13 protein-coding genes are annotated in these 15,804 nt (G+C 66.7%); 7 read left to right on the forward strand and 6 right to left on the reverse strand.

Translation table 11 applies throughout. From position 1 onward, the window contains the following. Nucleotides 1-126: 126 nt before the first annotated feature. The 4 genes from JQ639_RS01265 to aat are packed head-to-tail and all read left to right on the forward strand — an operon-like array spanning nucleotide 127 to nucleotide 3,905. Nucleotides 127-1,653 carry a sensor histidine kinase gene (locus JQ639_RS01265; protein WP_371745182.1) on the forward strand — a complete coding sequence of 509 codons (1,527 nt, stop codon included), beginning with the start codon at nucleotides 127-129 and terminating at the stop codon, nucleotides 1,651-1,653. Then, a complete protein-coding gene (locus tag JQ639_RS01270; RefSeq protein ID WP_211970119.1) occupies nucleotides 1,650-2,090 on the forward strand; it encodes a response regulator in 441 nt (146 codons plus the stop codon). The genes JQ639_RS01265 and JQ639_RS01270 overlap by 4 nt, the downstream gene beginning before the upstream one ends. Then, on the forward strand, nucleotides 2,087-3,175 hold the full coding sequence (locus tag JQ639_RS01275; protein ID WP_211970120.1) for a sensor histidine kinase: 1,089 nt from the start codon (nucleotides 2,087-2,089) through the stop codon (nucleotides 3,173-3,175). Before JQ639_RS01270 ends, JQ639_RS01275 begins: the two co-directional genes overlap by 4 nt. A 46-nt stretch (nucleotides 3,176-3,221) precedes the next feature. After that, complete coding sequence (gene aat / locus JQ639_RS01280; RefSeq protein WP_211970121.1) at nucleotides 3,222-3,905, forward strand: leucyl/phenylalanyl-tRNA--protein transferase; 684 nt, start codon at nucleotides 3,222-3,224, stop codon at nucleotides 3,903-3,905. 130 nt (nucleotides 3,906-4,035) lie between these two features. On the opposite strand, the gene JQ639_RS01285 is transcribed toward aat, so the two are convergent. The 3 genes from JQ639_RS01285 to JQ639_RS01295 all read right to left on the reverse strand — a co-directional run bounded on the left by JQ639_RS01285 (nucleotide 4,036) and on the right by JQ639_RS01295 (nucleotide 7,155). Further along, on the reverse strand, nucleotides 4,036-4,866 hold the full coding sequence (locus JQ639_RS01285) for an isocitrate lyase/PEP mutase family protein (RefSeq protein ID WP_211970122.1): 831 nt from the start codon (nucleotides 4,864-4,866) through the stop codon (nucleotides 4,036-4,038). A gap of 172 nt (nucleotides 4,867-5,038) precedes the next feature. Continuing rightward, complete coding sequence (locus JQ639_RS01290) at nucleotides 5,039-6,046, reverse strand: DUF2155 domain-containing protein (RefSeq protein ID WP_211970123.1); 1,008 nt, start codon at nucleotides 6,044-6,046, stop codon at nucleotides 5,039-5,041. Nucleotides 6,047-6,216: 170 nt separating this feature from the next. Further along, nucleotides 6,217-7,155, reverse strand: coding sequence for a GlxA family transcriptional regulator (locus JQ639_RS01295; RefSeq protein ID WP_211970124.1), 939 nt, complete (start codon nucleotides 7,153-7,155; stop codon nucleotides 6,217-6,219). Between the two features lie 124 nt (nucleotides 7,156-7,279). Here JQ639_RS01295 and JQ639_RS01300 point away from each other — a divergent pair, with 124 nt between their 5' ends. Continuing rightward, nucleotides 7,280-7,981: a DJ-1/PfpI family protein gene (locus JQ639_RS01300; protein ID WP_211970125.1), complete on the forward strand. Its 702-nt coding sequence runs from the start codon at nucleotides 7,280-7,282 to the stop codon at nucleotides 7,979-7,981. Between the two features lie 33 nt (nucleotides 7,982-8,014). Here JQ639_RS01300 and JQ639_RS01305 read toward each other — a convergent pair whose 3' ends face one another. Both JQ639_RS01305 and JQ639_RS01310 read right to left on the reverse strand, forming a co-directional pair. Then, nucleotides 8,015-8,887 (reverse strand): AraC family transcriptional regulator, encoded by an 873-nt coding sequence (locus JQ639_RS01305; protein WP_211970126.1) that lies wholly within the window; start codon nucleotides 8,885-8,887, stop codon nucleotides 8,015-8,017. 135 nt (nucleotides 8,888-9,022) lie between these two features. Beyond that, the gene (locus JQ639_RS01310) at nucleotides 9,023-9,433 is read right to left on the reverse strand and encodes an NADH:ubiquinone oxidoreductase subunit NDUFA12 (protein ID WP_211970127.1); all 411 of its coding nucleotides are present in this window, start codon (nucleotides 9,431-9,433) and stop codon (nucleotides 9,023-9,025) included. 447 nt (nucleotides 9,434-9,880) lie between these two features. On the opposite strand from JQ639_RS01310, the gene JQ639_RS01315 reads away from it, so the two are divergent. After that, nucleotides 9,881-10,369 carry a BA14K family protein gene (locus tag JQ639_RS01315; RefSeq protein ID WP_211970128.1) on the forward strand — a complete coding sequence of 163 codons (489 nt, stop codon included), beginning with the start codon at nucleotides 9,881-9,883 and terminating at the stop codon, nucleotides 10,367-10,369. Between the two features lie 82 nt (nucleotides 10,370-10,451). On the opposite strand, the gene JQ639_RS01320 is transcribed toward JQ639_RS01315, so the two are convergent. Next, nucleotides 10,452-11,351, reverse strand: coding sequence for a DMT family transporter (locus JQ639_RS01320; RefSeq protein WP_211970129.1), 900 nt, complete (start codon nucleotides 11,349-11,351; stop codon nucleotides 10,452-10,454). A gap of 659 nt (nucleotides 11,352-12,010) precedes the next feature. Between JQ639_RS01320 and JQ639_RS01325 the strand changes: the two genes are divergently transcribed. After that, nucleotides 12,011-15,766 (forward strand): vitamin B12-dependent ribonucleotide reductase, encoded by a 3,756-nt coding sequence (locus JQ639_RS01325; protein WP_211970130.1) that lies wholly within the window; start codon nucleotides 12,011-12,013, stop codon nucleotides 15,764-15,766. Nucleotides 15,767-15,804 lie beyond the last annotated feature (38 nt).

Here is a 15,804-nt window from a genome sequence, read left to right on the forward strand (position 1 = left end):
AACAGCGAGGCAATGCGTTCACTGCAAGGCGATTGTTTTGCAGAGTTCCCGACTTGCAGATTTCCGGTTTGCAGATTGACGTGACGGAGGGCCTTCACGACCCCAGCCTCGGAGAGGCCGGCACGCGTGGAGGATAAGGGGGCGCGACAGAGAACGTTTTGGCAGATCGCCCTGCTCTCGGCAGGTTTTGCGATCCTGATCGCTATTGGCGCCATGGCGCTCTACCTCGTCAACGTCGCGCGGACCGAGGCCGGCTGGGTCGTCCACACCATCGAAGCCGAGAACCAGATCTCCCGTGTCCTGCTTGACATCCGCCGGGCCGAAAGCGCTGCCCGTGGCCTGCTTCTGACCCAGAATCCCCAGTTTCTCGCCGAATACGACCGCGCCGCCGCCGAGGTTCTGCCGGCCATCGATACCCTTGCGAGCCTCACGATCGACAACCCCACACAGGTTCGCAACGTCGCAGCGTTCCGCGATGCGTCCGCCCAGCGGCTCAGGGAGTTGCAGGCCTATGTCGACCTCGTCAAGCGCAACGACCTGACCACCGCCGCGGACATGATCCGCAGGAGCGGACCGTCCGAGACCGTGAACCGCATTCGCGACACCAGCACCGCGATGCTCGCCGAGGAAGATCGCCTGCTGGCGCAGCGCACCGCTGCCGCGGATCGCAGCCGGTCGTTCTCGGCCATCCTGACCATTTCCGGCGCCGCGTTCATCGTGCTGCTGGGCGGAATGTCGATCTTTCTGGTGCGGCGGACATCGCGCGAGCGCGATCTCGCCAACCAGCAGCTGCGCGAGACCAACGCCAATCTCGAAGCCATGGTGGACGAGCGCACGGCTGACCTGCGCGAGGCCAACGAGGAAATCCAGCGTTTCGCCTACATCGTCAGCCACGACCTGCGCTCGCCGCTGGTCAACATCATGGGCTTCACCAGCGAGCTCGATGAACTGCGCAGCGACATCTTCAACCGCATCGCCAGTCTCGCCGCTCCCGCTCCGCAGCCGGTCGCGCTCGCCGGCTCCGGCGAGCAGGCCGAGCCCGAGTTGAACGGCGAGGACAAGCGCCTCGCGGCGGACTTCTCCGAGGCGCTCGACTTCATCAAATCGTCGATCGCCAAGATGGATCGCCTGATCACCGCGATCCTCAACCTGACACGCGAAGGCCGTCGCAAATTCCGTCCCGAGCCGATCGACATGCGCGAGCTGCTCTCCGGAATCAGCGCGACCGTCGCTCATCAGGCCTTGGAAGCAGACGCCAAAATCACCATCGAGACCCTGCCCGATCTCGTCAGCGACCGTCTTGCGATGGAACAAATCTTCTCCAATCTCATTGACAACGCGCTGAAATATTTGCGGCCGGGCGTCCCCGGCCGTATCGGCGTGAGCGGACGTCGCAAGCTCGGCTTTGCCATCTTCGAGGTCTCTGATAACGGACGCGGAATCGATCCCAAGGATCATCAACGAATTTTTGAATTGTTCCGCCGCGCCGGTACCCAGGACAAGCCGGGTCAGGGCATCGGGCTTGCCCATGTCCGGACTCTGGTGCGGCGAATGGGCGGTTCGATGCATGTCGAATCTGCACTCGACAAGGGCAGCACCTTTATCGTCACGCTGCCAATCAAACTGGTTATCAAGGAAGGACTTGAGTCGTGAGCCTGCCCGTCAAAATCATTATGGTCGAGGATGACGAGGGTCATGCCCGGCTGATCGAGCGCAACATCCGCCGCTCCGGCGTCAACAACGAGATCCTGCCGTTCGCCAACGGCACCGACGCGCTGCACTATCTGTTCGGCAACGATGGCCATGGTCTTGCCCACAAGGGCCAGGCCCTGCTGATTCTGCTCGACCTCAACCTTCCCGATATGACCGGGATCGACATCCTCAAGCGGGTCAAGGAAAGCCCGCATTTGAAGTCGTCGCCGGTCGTCGTCCTGACCACGACCGACGACGCCCAGGAAATCAAGCGCTGCTACGAGCTGGGATGCAACGTCTACATCACCAAGCCGGTCAACTATGAGAACTTCGCCAACGCTATCCGGCAACTCGGGCTGTTCTTCTCCGTGATTCAGGTTCCGCAAGCCACGGCATGACGACCTCCGTCCCGACACTGCTCTACATCGATGACGACGCCGCGCTGGCGCGACTGGTCGAGCGCGGTCTGAAGCGGCAGGGCTTTGCCATCGAGCATGCCGCCAGCGGCGCCGACGGCATCGCCCGCATCCGGGCCGGTGGCATCGACGTGGTGGCGCTCGACCAGTACATGCCCGGGCTCGATGGTCTGGAGACGCTGGAGCAGATCCAGGCGATCCCTAATGCTCCGCCGGTGGTTTTCGTCACGGCGTCGCAGGATTCCAGCATTGCCGTCGCGGCGCTGAAGGCCGGCGCGGGCGACTATCTGGTCAAGGATACGCATGGCGACTTCATCACTCTGCTTCATGCGGCGGTGAAGAGCGCGCTGGAGCGCGCCCAGATTCTCCGCGCCCAGCTCGCGGCGGAAGAGGAAATCCGCATCGCCCGCGACCGCTACGCGGCGCTCGCCGCCGAGCGCGAGGTGCTGCTGCGCGAGGTCAACCATCGCGTCGGCAACAGTCTCCAGATCATCGCTTCGCTGCTGCATCTGCAGGCGGCCAACAGCGCGGAAGATGACGTCAAGGCGGCACTCACGAATGCCATGGGCCGCGTCGCTGCCGTGGCGCAGGTGCATCGCCGCCTCTACACCTCGCACGACCTCAAGAACGTCATGCTGAACCAGTACCTCGAGGCACTTCTCGAGGATCTGCGCCGTTCGGCGGAAGGCAACCGCATGTCACGCCTGACGTTGGCATCGGAGCCGATCGAAATCGATCCGGACCGCGCCGTGGCGATCGGCATCATCGTCAACGAACTGGTGATGAACGCGGTCAAGTATGCTTATCCCGAAGGCGCCGGGCCGATCCATGTCGAGCTGCACAGCGACGGCGACATGATCCTCCTGGCGATCAGCGACGATGGCGTCGGTCTGGAGCAGGTTCGCCAGGATCCGCGCTCCACCGGCATGGGCCAGCGCATTGTCAGCGCCATGGCCGGCAAGCTCGGTGCGACGGCGGCCCCCGATCCGGCCCATCGCGGCACCCGTATCGTCCTGCGTTTCCCGCGTAACGGCCTGAAGCATACTGCCGGAACGACCGGCAAGTAAGCGTCGGCGCCGTCGCGCCACGCGCCCTGTCCTGCTATAAGACCGCATGACGTCGCGCGACTCCACCGGCTCCGAGATCACCCCCGAGGTGCTGCTGCGGGCCTATGCCTGCGGCATCTTTCCGATGGCCGAGCGCGCCGACGATCCCACCATCTTCTGGGTCGAACCGGAGCATCGCGGCATCATTCCGCTGCGCGGCCTCAATGTTTCGTCACGCCTCGCCCGCACCGTGCGCGGCGATCGTTTCAGGGTGACGGCCAACCAGGCGTTCCGCCAGGTCATCGCCGGCTGCGCCACGCCGGCGGACGGACGGGAGGAAACCTGGATCAACCGCCGCATCCGCGACCTCTACACGGCCCTCCATGACCAGGGGCACTGTCACAGTGTCGAAGTCTGGGAGAACGGCGATCTCGCCGGCGGCCTCTATGGCGTCAGCCTCGGTCGCGCGTTCTTCGGCGAAAGCATGTTTCACCGCGCCCGCGACGCCTCCAAGGTCGCGCTGGTCCACCTCGTCGCGCGACTGCTGGCGGGCGGCTACGAACTGCTCGACACCCAGTTCGTGACCGAGCATCTGCGCAGCCTCGGCGCGGTCGAGGTCTCCCGTGCGCGCTATCGCGCGCTGCTCGACGATGCCCTCGACGGTGTCGCCGATTTCGATGCCGTACCGTCCGACGGCTCTGTCAGCGGCAGCGATGCGCTCGCCATGCTGGCCCGCGCCTCGAACGTGTGATGGAAGCGCGAATGCGCGAAGCGGTACCCGCTTCGCTCGAAAGCGCTTTTGGGCAATCGACCCGACATTCGCCTCGGCACTGGCCGCGCGTCCACCGCACGAATGTCAGAAGCAAGCCACACGACAAAGACTAGGCACGCGGCCGCGCAAACGCCTTCTGCAACTCAGCGCCAGGATAACCGTCGGCGAACGTGCCGAACGTGCCATGCTCGGCGATGTCCCTGGCGGCCCGCATGAACCCGCCCCAGGCGCTGCGCGCCAGTGCCCCGCCGACGCTCACCCGCCGCACGCCGATCTCGGCGAGTTCGGCGACGCTGAAGCCCGGCGCCGCGCCGACCAGCACATTGACCGGCTTCGGCGCCACCGCCTTGACCACGGCCGCGATCTGCTCCCTGGACTTCAGCCCCGGCGCATAGAGGCAATCCGCTCCAGCCTCTGCGAATGCGACGAGGCGCGCGATGGTGGCGTCCAGGCTGGCCTCTCCGACGAGAAAGCCCTCGCAGCGCGCGACCAGCACAGCGCCGCTGCCATCGGAATCGATCTCGATCCGGGCCGCGCGGATCCGTTCAACGGCGAGCGCGTCGTCATACAGCGGTCTGGTATCATCGCTGGTGCGGTTCTCGATCGACAGGCCGGCGACGCCGGCCTGCAGTGCACGGCGGACATTCACCGCGACCTCCTGCGGTGCGTCGGCAAAGCCGTTCTCGTAGTCCGCATTGACAGGCAGTTCGGTCGCCGCACATAGCGTCGTCAGGTGCGCGACGATTTCATCACAGCCCAGAGCATAGTCGGGCCGCCCGTTCGACCAGGCATAGCCGGCGCTCGTCGACGCCAGCGCCTTGAAGCCCAGCGTCTCCAGCAGACGGGCGCTGCCGACATCCCAGGGATTGGGCAGGACGAAACAGCCGCTCTCGTGGAGCTTGCGAAAATCGGCGCGCTTCTGCGCAACGGACACCGTCATGGGACGACCTTTCGGCGTTGGGATCTGCAATTCGCCGCAGCGATCCGCCTGCGCACAGGAACGGACGCGCCGCGCGGCCATGCGGGCGCATGGCAGCCGCATTTGTGCGACAGGGCGCGCGGGAAGTCTTGGCGAAACTTGCGCCGACGGCGATTGGAGCGCCGCCCTGGCCCTACTGCCGGAACGGCGGGAAGAAGCCGGATGGCTGCTGCTGTGGCGGGGGATCACGCGGCGGCGCCACAAGCTGGCCCGTCCCTGGCGGCGGCAGCGGCTGCTGCGGCTGGCGCGAGGTCTGCTGCCGGCGCTGTGCCGGCGGCGGTGCAGGCTTTGGCGGCGGCGCGGGTGTATCGACCTGGGTCGCGACCGTCTGGTCCGGCCCCTTACAGTCGGTCAGCCAGATATCGTAGATCGGATGTTCGACGCCATGCAGGCCAGGGGATGCGGCAAACATCCAGCCGGAGAAGATCTTCTTCACTTCGCCCTGAAGCGTGATCTCCTCGACCTCGACAAAGGCATCCGTATTGGTCGCTTCGGTGGCCGGGCGGGTATAGCAGGCGTCGGGCTTCACCCGCAGCGCACCGAACTGCACGGTCTCGCCGATGTCGACGTCGAAATTGATGATGCGGCCGGTGATCTTGTCGAGGCCCGAGAACACCGCCTTCTTGTTGACGATCTTCTGCGCCGGCGGCTCGGAGACGATCTCGTCGCCAGGCTGCAGCGAGGCCGGCGCCGGCGGCGTGGCCGCACCACGCGGCGGGCGCTGCCCGCCCGGCGCATTCGGCACGGCAGCCGGCGCGTTCACGACATTGCCGCCGGGAGCCGGAGCGGCCGGAGGCGCAGGCGGCGCCGTGGCGACGCCCGGCTGGTTCTGCGGCACGATGGTCGTCCCCGGTGGCGGCGGCAAGGGCTGCGACTGCACAGAGCCTGGCGGCGGCACGGCGATGCCGGGCTGCGGCTGAGGACGGCTGGGAATCGGCAGGATCCGGCCCTGGGTCGGCAGATCGGGCACGTCCTCTTCGTCGGTGTCCGGCGCGTTCATGCCGTTGGGGACGCCGGCTGGCGGCCGCGGCGGCGCATTGGAAAAAATATTGCCGATCTGTGCCTGCGCGGGGAGCGCGAGCGACAGCACCGGGGCAACGGCGAGCGTTGCAAGGGCAGCCAGGACAGGGGTTCGGAACATCTCGCGCGGCTTCATCGGCGACTCGGGTTTGACGACAATCTATCGTTATCTGTCGCCGCTCGCTCGGCCTCCGGTTAACACGGCGAATACGGCGGGGAAAGGGCGGAAAAGCCGGCCTTGGCAGACGGTTACGGCAGGATACCGGAGATATCCCCGCGCCACGCCGTCGCTCATGCCGACCGTGCCGCGCGTCGCAGCGCCTGGGGCGGCTGGCCGAATGCCCGGATGAAGGCCCGGCGCATCCGCTCGGGATCACGGAACCCGGTGGTCCGCGCGACCTCCTCGATCGGCTCGCCGATCGCCTCGACCCGCGCCTTGGCCGCCTCGACGCGCAGCCGCTCGACCGCCTTCGATGGCGTCGTGCCGGTCTCGGCAATGAACGCACGGGTGAAATGGCGGGCACTCATATGCGCCTGTTCCGCAAGGCGCTCCACCGTCAGCGCCTCGTCGAGATGCTCGCGCGCCCAGGCGAGCAGCGGCTTGAAGCGGCCGCTCGGCGCGTGCAACTCGTTCAGGGCCGAGAACTGCGACTGCCCGCCGCTGCGCCGGTGATAGATCACGAGCTGACGCGCGGTCTGCCGCGCGATCTCGTCGCCGTGATCCTCTGCCACCATCGCGAGCGCGAGGTCGATGCCCGCGCTGATGCCCGCAGATGTCCAGACATGGTCATCCTTGACGAAGATCCGGTCCGGCTCCAGCCGCACCTTGGGATAGGCCGACAGGAAATGCGGCGTCCGGCCCCAATGGGTGGTGGCGCGGCGGCCATCGAGCACGCCGGCCTCGGCGAGCACATAGGCTCCCGAGCAGACGCTGGCGACGCGCCGCACCTTGCGCGCGGCGGCCCGCACGAACGCAAGGGTCTCGGCAGAGCGGATGGCGTCACGCACGCCCTCGCCGCCCGCGATCACCAGCGTATCCAGGCCGCGAAGGCCCCGAAAGCCGCGCGCCAGCACCTCGACGCCGGACGAACTGCGCACCGCGCCGGCCGTGGCTGCGAGCGGCTGGATGGTCGTGCTGCGCCCCGAAAACCGTCCGGCGATCTCGAAGACGGAAATCGGCCCGGCTGCGTCGAGCAACTGAAAGCCTGTGAAGATCAGGATGCCGATCATGCGCGAACTCCGGAAATGAGCGACCTTCAGGCCGATGACTGAAATCGAGGGAATTATGCCATTTATGACGGCAGCCAACAATGCTGAAGTGTCGCCCGTCACCCCCACCAGCGGAGCTCACGCCGTGACCGCCCCTCTTCACATCGGACTGCTCGTCTTCCCCAAGCTCACCCAGCTCGATCTCACCGGCCCGCTGCAGGTGTTCTCGCGTGTGCCCGGCGCGCAGGTGCATCTCGTCTGGAAGCGCATCGAGCCGGTGCCGAGCGACGCGGTGCTCGCGCTGCTGCCGACCACGACCTTCGCAGCGTGCCCGCAGCTCGACGTGATCTGCGTCCCCGGCGGCGCAGGCGCCGACGACATGGTCAACGATGTCGAGACGCTGGACTTCCTGCGGCGCCAGGCAGGCGGCGCGCGCTACATCACCTCGGTGTGCACGGGATCGCTGGTCCTCGGTGCCGCCGGGCTGCTCGATGGCTATCGCGCCACCTGCCACTGGTCGGCGTTGCCGCTGCTCGCCGCGTTTGGCGCGACGCCAGTCGCGACACGCGTCTGCATGGACCGCAACCGCGTCACCGGCGGTGGTGTCACCGCCGGCATCGATTTCGCTCTGACGCTCGCGGCGGAGCTTGCCGGACGGCCGGCGGCGGAGATGATCCAGTTGTCGCTGGAATACAATCCGGCGCCGCCATTCCAGTCGGGCTCGCCGGATACCGCGCCCCCCGAGATCCGCGAACGCCTGGAAACGCTGATCGCGCCTTCGCGCGCGCGGCGCCGCTCGGCGGTCGAACAGGCGGCGGCACGCCTTGCGGCGCGCGCACCGGCCTGAACGGCCTGAGGGATCAGGAGCGCCCGAACGCGGTCAGGCATAGCCCGCGAGCGGCAGATAGATGTCGGTCAGGAGGTCGTTGGGCGCGGTGTCACGGGGATTGTTGAGATATTCCTCGAACACCGGACCGTCCGCCGGCTCCTCGCCCGCCTCCGTCAACCACTGGCCGTACAGCCACAGATAGGCGTCGCGCATCGTGGCATAGGGACCGCGATAGCGCAGCACCGCGCAGGTGCCGCCCGGCACTTCGGCCTGCAACACGGGGGGCTCGACCGCCACGGTCGCCGGAGACGTGATACAGGCGCGCGAGCGCAGTTCGTTCTCTTCACACCAGGTCGGGTCGTCGTAGTAGATGCCGAATGTCCGTGTCGACGGACCGAGCAGTCCACGCATCGCGCACCAGCCGAACAGCGGATCGAATGCCTTGCCGATCTGCATGTACGACCCGACGTGGTCGACCGCGACCGCAGGCAGCGCCGCCACATGGCGGATCTCGACGTCATAGGCGACGCTGGCGGTCTGTGCCCGCGCGGCGCGGAAGGCGGCATGAGCGCCCGTGGTGCGGTACTGGGCCGGTGGCATGTCATAGTCCGCGCTGAAGGCGCGGCTGAAGGCCTGCACGCTGGAATAGCCTGACTTCAGCGCAATGCTCTCGAGTGTCATGCTGCTGTGCGCGAGGAAGCCGGCGGCGCGATGCAGCCGCAGCCGCCGCACCGTCGTCGCGAGCGTCTCGCCATGCAGGGCATGATAGATGCGGTGCCAGTGGGACGGCGACAGGCAGGCGACCTCGGCGAGCCGATCGAGATCGATATCGTCGTCGAGATGATCGTAGATATAGGCGGTGACGCGATTGAGCCGGTCCGCGTAGTCGATGCGGTCCTTGGTGCGGGCGAGAGCGACGGTCATGGCTTGTTACCTCGTGATGTGAACGAGGCTGGATGAAGCACGTCTGCTTTTGACAAATCCTGCGGAGTTGTCCTCCCGCGCCCGCATGTGGCACGGGGCCTCGCTGCAGCGGAGGAAGCCCCTCCTCCCCGGATGTTACTGACCCGGCGTCCAGGCCTGGTAGTCGCCGGTCGCCTTGGGACGGCGGCCCGCGGCAAGGGTCGAGCCCGCCGGACGATAGGCGTTCGGCGTTCCGGTGGGGTTGGCACGGTGCGGCTTCTGCCACTCGCGCGGTGTGTAGGTCTCCTGCGGCGGCGCTACATCCACGGTGTGGTGCAGCCAGCCATGCCAACCTGGCGGCACGCGGGTTGCCTCGGCATAGCCGTTGTAGACCACCCAGCGCCGTTCGAAGCCGAGCGAGGGATCGATCTTGCCACCCCGGGTGCGGTAATAGCGATTGCCGTCCTCGTCCTGGCCGACCAGTTCGCCGAACCGCCAGGTCCAGAGCTGGGTGCCGAACGTCTGGCTGTTCCACCAGGTAAAGATCTTCAGGACAAACTGCTTCATCGCACGGAATCCGGAGCGGAAAGGTGGCCCTTGATGGCACCCGCAAGCCTGCTTGTCCAGCGCTGGCAGCGGGCTTGTGCAATGCCGTATCGCCGGGCAAGCGCCCTGCCCCGAGGGCGCCCCGGGCTCGCCAGGGAAACGGCTCCAACCGATTGTGACCATGTGATTTTGCCGCGCCGCCCGATCGGACCGGACGGTGCCGGATGCGAACGCTGATCCGGCCCGGCACGACGCACGCCTCACCGCCTGGCGGGGCCCCGGGCGCGCGGCACCGATCGTGGCACTGCGCCTTGATTCCGAAGGCCGCCGGCATGGTTCCGACGCAATTGGTTCAGCCACCATACAGCCGCGGGCACCGATGCTGATGGCGCAGGTCAGCCAGCCGGGTTGTGACGGAACGTCGCTCACGCCGTCGCGTTGCAGGTCAGGACCTGTTGGAGAACGGCAATGAACAAGTTGAAAATGGCCGGCGCCGCGGCGCTGCTCGCGATCGCTCCGGTTCTGCTGACCGCGTCGGCGGAAGCCCGCCCGGGTGGCTTTCATGGCGGTGGCGGCTTCCATGGTGGAGGCTTCCATGGCGGCGGCTTCCGCGGTGGCCCGGCCTTCGCCGGGCGCGGCTTCGGAGGCGCCCATGCCTGGAACGGCGGCTGGCGTGGTGGCCATGGCTGGGGCGGACGTCGCTGGATCGGACCGGGCGTCGGCTTCGCCGCCGGCCTTGCGGCGGGTGCGGCGCTCAGTGCGCCCTACTATGGCGGCTATGGCTATAGCGGGGGCTACGACGACAGCTACGCCTACTATCCCGCCCCCGACGTGAGCTACGACAGCGGCCCTGCGGACGCAAACACCGTCGCCTATTGCCAGCAGACCTATCGGTCGTACGATCCGTCGTCCGGCACCTATCTCGGCTACGACGGCCTGCGCCATCCCTGCCCGTAATACCTTCGGCGGCTGCTTTGAAGGCAGGCAGGCGCCGAAGCACCTGGGCGGCTCGCGAGAGCCGCCCCTTTTATCGTCGCGTTCAGCTCCGCGTCGCCAGCACCACGCCAGCGATCGTCATGGCGAGAGCCGTGAGCTGACCCATGCCCAGCGGCTCGCCCAGCACCGCCGCCGAAGCCAGCACGCCGATCACCGGCACGAGCAGCGTCCCGATTGCCGCGACCGAGGCCGGCAGCCGCCGCAACGCCGCAAACCAGCTGACGTAGGCGACACAGAACTGCACCAGCACGAGATAGCCCATCAGCGCCCAGCCAGTCGGCGTCAGCGCACTCAGTTTCGGCTGCTCGACCACGAGCCCGATCAGTGCCACCGGCAGGCATCCGATCATGATCTGCCATGCCGCCGACGTGACGACCGGCAATCTGAGCGGATAACGCTTGCCCAGCACCGTGCCGAGCGCGAACAGGAATGCGCCAGTCAACGCCAGCACGATGCCCGGCAACTTCTCCATGCTGGCCGCGAGACCGTCCCCGCCCATCAGCGCGCCGACGCCGCCGATGCCGAGCAGCAGCGACAGCGCCCGCAGCGGCGTCAATCGCTCGCCCAGCACCGGCCAGGCCAGCAACGAAGCCAGCACGGGCATGACGTAGGCGATGGTCGCGGCCTCGCCCGCCGGCAGCCACAACAGCGCCAGCCCCATCAGCGCCATCCAGGCGCTGACGTTGAACAGCGCGAACATCACGAGACGTGGCCACTGCTCGCGGGGCACCCGCAGGCTCTGCCCGACCGCCAGTGCGATCGCCAGCAGCAGCAGGCTGCCGACGACACCTGTCGCCCCACGGGCCGACAGCGGCGGCCATTCGCGCAGCACGAACTTCATGATCGGCCAGTTCAGGCCCCAGCCGACCGAGGTGATGAGAAGGAAGATGAGTCCGCCGGCGGCGACCGGCGAGGTCGCGCGGTTGTCATGGGATGTTGTCATGCTGAGCTTGTGGTTGGCGAGTCGGCCAGAGAATGGCCGCAAACAGCCGGAGCGACCAGCCGGTTTGCCGCAGGGGTGCTCCCGTGGTTTTGCGTGCGTCCGGCGAGTCCGCCCGATGCAAGCGATTTATTCGCTCGCGTGACGCCCTGTGAACAGCGGGAGCAGGACGGCTCCGGCCCCCCTGGGGAAAAAATTACGCCTTCCGATTCCCCGTGGACTCACTGATACTTGCGGCCATCCAGTGCGGGCTTGGCCCCCTGGTTTTCCCCAAATTCCCCCATATTTAGTATTTGATTCAAGACTTCGCACTATTCCTTGACGGGCGCGGCGGAGTCGTCCTAGTTTTTGGCCTGTTCGGCGCGAGTGGTTTTGTGTCCCGCCGGGTAACCTCCTGACAGGGTTCTGCAAGCTGCTCCGTCACGCCGATCGCGGCAACGGGCCGAGGGCTTGTCTGTCCCTGAAGGACGGCGTCCGGCGCGCAGAATTGAGGGGCTCGAAGCCCCGACGGAACGAGCAAGAACGCGGTTTCACGCGTTTGCAGTTGGGGCGTTGAATGGAGCCGGGACACCCGGCGCAACTGCGGGCGGACGACGCCCGCGCAATGACAATTGCCGGATACCGCACAAAGCGGATCCGGCCAAAGACGGGGCAAGACGAAGATGCGGATCGAGCGGCGCTATACCACGGACGGGCAGTCCCCCTACGCGGACATCCAGTTCAGGCTGACCACGAGCGAGATCCGCAATCCCGACGGATCGATCGTGTTCCGCCTCGACAACGTCGAGGTTCCGGACGCCTGGTCGCAGGTCGCCTCCGACGTGCTGGCGCAGAAGTACTTTCGCAAGGCCGGCGTCGCCAGCCGCCTGAAGAAGGTCGAGGAAGAGACCGTACCGTCGTGGCTGTGGCGCTCGGTGCCCGACACAGAGGCCCTCGCCGCCCTGCCCGAGGCCGACCGCTTCGGCAGCGAACGCTCGGCCAAGCAGGTGTTCGACCGTCTCGCCGGCTGCTGGACCTACTGGGGCTGGAAGGGCGGCTACTTCACCTCCGAGGACGACGCCCGCGCGTTCTATGACGAGCTGCGCTACATGCTGACCAAGCAGATGGTCGCGCCGAACTCGCCGCAGTGGTTCAACACCGGCCTGCACTGGGCCTACGGCATCGATGGCCCCGGCCAGGGGCACTATTACGTCGACTGGAAGACCGGCAAGCTGACCAAGTCGAAGTCGTCCTACGAGCATCCGCAGCCGCACGCCTGCTTCATCCAAGGCGTCGAGGACGACCTCGTCAACGACGGCGGCATCATGGACCTGTGGGTGCGCGAGGCGCGCCTGTTCAAATACGGCTCCGGCACCGGCTCCAACTTCTCGCGCCTGCGCGGTGAAGGCGAAAAACTGTCCGGCGGCGGCCGCTCGTCGGGCCTGATGAGCTTCCTCAAGATCGGCGACCGCGCCGCGGGTGCGATCAAGTCCGGCGGCACCACCCGCCGCGCCGCCAAGATGGTGGTGGTCGACGCCGACCATCCGGACATCGAGGCCTACATCGACTGGAAGGTGAAGGAGGAGCAGAAGGTCGCCGCTCTCGTCACCGGCTCCAAGATCAACCAGAAGCACCTCAAGGCGATCCTGAAGGCCTGCGTCAACTGCGAGGGCTCGGGCGACGACTGCTTCGATGCCGAGAAGAACCCGGCGCTGCGCCGCGAGATCAAGCTCGCGCGCCGCGCGATGGTGCCCGACAACTACATCAAGCGGGTCATCCAGTTCGCCAAGCAGGGCTACAAGGACATCCAGTTCGACATCTACGACACCGACTGGGATTCGGAGGCCTACCTCACGGTGTCCGGCCAGAACTCCAACAACTCGGTGTCGCTGAAGGACGACTTCCTGCGTGCGGTCGAGACCGACGGCGACTGGAATCTGATCGGCCGCACCAACGGCAAGGTCACCAAGACGCTGAAGGCCCGCGACCTCTGGGAGAAGATCGGCCACGCCGCCTGGGCGAGCGCCGACCCCGGCCTGCACTTCAACACCACGATGAACGACTGGCACACCTGCAAGGCGTCCGGCGACATTCGCGCGAGCAATCCCTGCTCCGAGTACATGTTCCTCGACGACACCGCCTGCAACCTGGCCTCGGCCAACCTGCTGACGTTCTATGATGTCGCCGCACGCCGCTTCGACGTCGATGCCTACGAGCACCTGTGCCGGCTGTGGACCATCGTGCTCGAGATCTCGGTGATGATGGCCCAGTTCCCGTCCAAGGCAATCGCGGAACTGTCCTACGAATTCCGCACCCTCGGCCTCGGCTATGCCAACATCGGCGGCCTGCTGATGACCATGGGCCTGTCCTACGACTCCAAGGAAGGCCGTGCGCTGTGCGGCGCGCTGACCGCGATCATGACAGGCACCGCCTATGCCACCTCCGCCGAGATGGCGCAGGAGCTCGGCACCTTCCCGTCCTACAAGAAGAACGCGTCGCACATGCTGCGCGTCATCCGCAACCATCGCCGCGCCGCCCATGGCGAGGCGACCGGCTATGAAGCGCTCGCCGTCAATCCGGTGCCGCTCGACCACGCCAGCTGCCCGCAGGCCGATCTCGTCGCCCACGCCAAGACGGCCTGGGATCGCGCGCTCGCCGGCGGCGAAGCCCATGGCTACCGCAACGCCCAGACCACGGTGGTGGCGCCGACCGGCACCATCGGCCTCGTCATGGATTGCGATACGACCGGCATCGAGCCCGACTTCGCCCTGGTGAAGTTCAAGAAGCTCGCCGGCGGCGGCTACTTCAAGATCATCAACCAGGCGGTGCCGGCGGCGCTGCGCGCCCTCGGCTATCGCGAGAGCGAGATCGCCGAGATCGAGGTCTACGCGGTCGGCCACGGCTCGCTCGCCCAGGCCCCCGGCGTCAACCATACCTCGCTCAAGGCCAAGGGCTTCACGGATGAAGCCATCGCCAAGATCGAGAAGGCGCTGCCGACGGCGTTCGACATCAAGTTCGCCTTCAACAAGTGGACGCTCGGCGAGGACTTCATCCGCTCGCTCGGCGTCGACGCCGAGGCGATCGCCGCGCCGGGCTTCGACCTGCTGGCCGCGATCGGCTTCACCAAGCGCGAGATCGAGGCCGCCAACATCCATGTCTGCGGCGCCATGACCGTGGAAGGCGCGCCGCATCTCAAGGCCGAGCACTACGCGGTGTTCGATTGCGCCAATCCCTGCGGCAAGATCGGCAAGCGCTATCTGTCGGTCGAAAGCCACATCCGCATGATGGCAGCCTCGCAGCCGTTCATCTCCGGCGCGATCAGCAAGACCATCAACATGCCGAACGACGCCACGGTGGAGGACTGCAAGTCCGCCTACCTGTTGTCGTGGAAGCTGGCGCTCAAGGCCAACGCACTCTATCGCGACGGCTCCAAGCTGTCGCAGCCGCTCAACTCCCAGCTCATCTCCGATGACGACGAGGAGGACGATGCGGTCGAGGCGTTCCTCGATAAGCCGATGGCGGCCCGCGCCGCCCAGGTGTCAGAGAAGATCGTCGAGAAGCTGGTCGAGCGCATCGTCGTGATGCGCGAGCGCGAGAAGATGCCGGATCGCCGCAAGGGCTACACCCAGAAGGCGGTCGTCGGCGGCCACAAGGTCTATCTGCGCACCGGCGAATACGACGACGGCCGGCTCGGCGAGATCTTCATCGACATGCACAAGGAAGGTGCGGCGCTGCGCTCCTTCATCAACAACTTCGCCATCGCCGTGTCGCTGGGACTGCAGTACGGCGTGCCGCTCGACGAGTATGTCGACGCCTTCACCTTCACCCGCTTCGAGCCCGCGGGCCCGGTGCAAGGCAACGACTCCATCAAGTACGCGACATCGATCCTCGACTACGTGTTCCGCGAGCTCGCGGTCAGCTACATGTCGCGCTTCGACCTCGCCCATGTCGACCCGACCGAGTCGAACTTCGACGCGCTCGGCAAGGGCATCGACGAGGGCAAGCCGGAGCCGGCTGCAGCCCACAAGTACCTGTCGAAGGGCCTCACCCGCTCGCGCACCGACAAGCTGGTGGTGATGCAGGGCGGCGCACACGAGACCGAAGCCCGCGCCTCGGGCAACGTCACCTCGATCGCTTCGGCAGGCTCGACCGCCCGGCATGGCGGCGGCGATGTCAGCGCGCAGTTCGAGGGCGCGACCGCGCTCAAGGCCGAGCTCAACACCGAGCTGTCGCCGGCCGAGAAGCTGGAGAGCCTCGCCTGGAGCAAGCCGGGCGCGGCGACCCAGGCCGCCGCTCCGACCAAAGCCGAGCGGCGCGCGGAGGCGAAGGCCAAGGGCTACGAGGGCGAGATGTGCAGCGAGTGCGGCAACTTCACGCTGGTGCGCAACGGCACCTGCATGAAGTGCGACACCTGCGGCTCGACCACGGGCTGCTCATAATCGACTGACACCTCTTGGTGTCGCGGGGCCCCTGGCAT

This window comes from Bradyrhizobium sp. U87765 SZCCT0048 (assembly GCF_018131225.1).
In the GTDB taxonomy this organism is placed as follows: domain Bacteria; phylum Pseudomonadota; class Alphaproteobacteria; order Rhizobiales; family Xanthobacteraceae; genus Bradyrhizobium_A.

Coding starts and splice junctions, on each gene's coding strand:
- JQ639_RS01275 (WP_211970120.1), top strand. CDS start 2,087: ATGACGACCTCCGTCCCGACACTGCTCTACATCGATGACGACGCCGCG.
- aat (WP_211970121.1), top strand. CDS start 3,222: ATGACGTCGCGCGACTCCACCGGCTCCGAGATCACCCCCGAGGTGCTG.
- JQ639_RS01285 (WP_211970122.1), bottom strand. CDS start 4,866: ATGACGGTGTCCGTTGCGCAGAAGCGCGCCGATTTTCGCAAGCTCCAC.
- JQ639_RS01290 (WP_211970123.1), bottom strand. CDS start 6,046: ATGTTCCGAACCCCTGTCCTGGCTGCCCTTGCAACGCTCGCCGTTGCC.
- JQ639_RS01295 (WP_211970124.1), bottom strand. CDS start 7,155: ATGATCGGCATCCTGATCTTCACAGGCTTTCAGTTGCTCGACGCAGCC.
- JQ639_RS01305 (WP_211970126.1), bottom strand. CDS start 8,887: ATGACCGTCGCTCTCGCCCGCACCAAGGACCGCATCGACTACGCGGAC.
- JQ639_RS01310 (WP_211970127.1), bottom strand. CDS start 9,433: ATGAAGCAGTTTGTCCTGAAGATCTTTACCTGGTGGAACAGCCAGACG.
- JQ639_RS01315 (WP_211970128.1), top strand. CDS start 9,881: ATGAACAAGTTGAAAATGGCCGGCGCCGCGGCGCTGCTCGCGATCGCT.
- JQ639_RS01320 (WP_211970129.1), bottom strand. CDS start 11,351: ATGACAACATCCCATGACAACCGCGCGACCTCGCCGGTCGCCGCCGGC.
- JQ639_RS01325 (WP_211970130.1), top strand. CDS start 12,011: ATGCGGATCGAGCGGCGCTATACCACGGACGGGCAGTCCCCCTACGCG.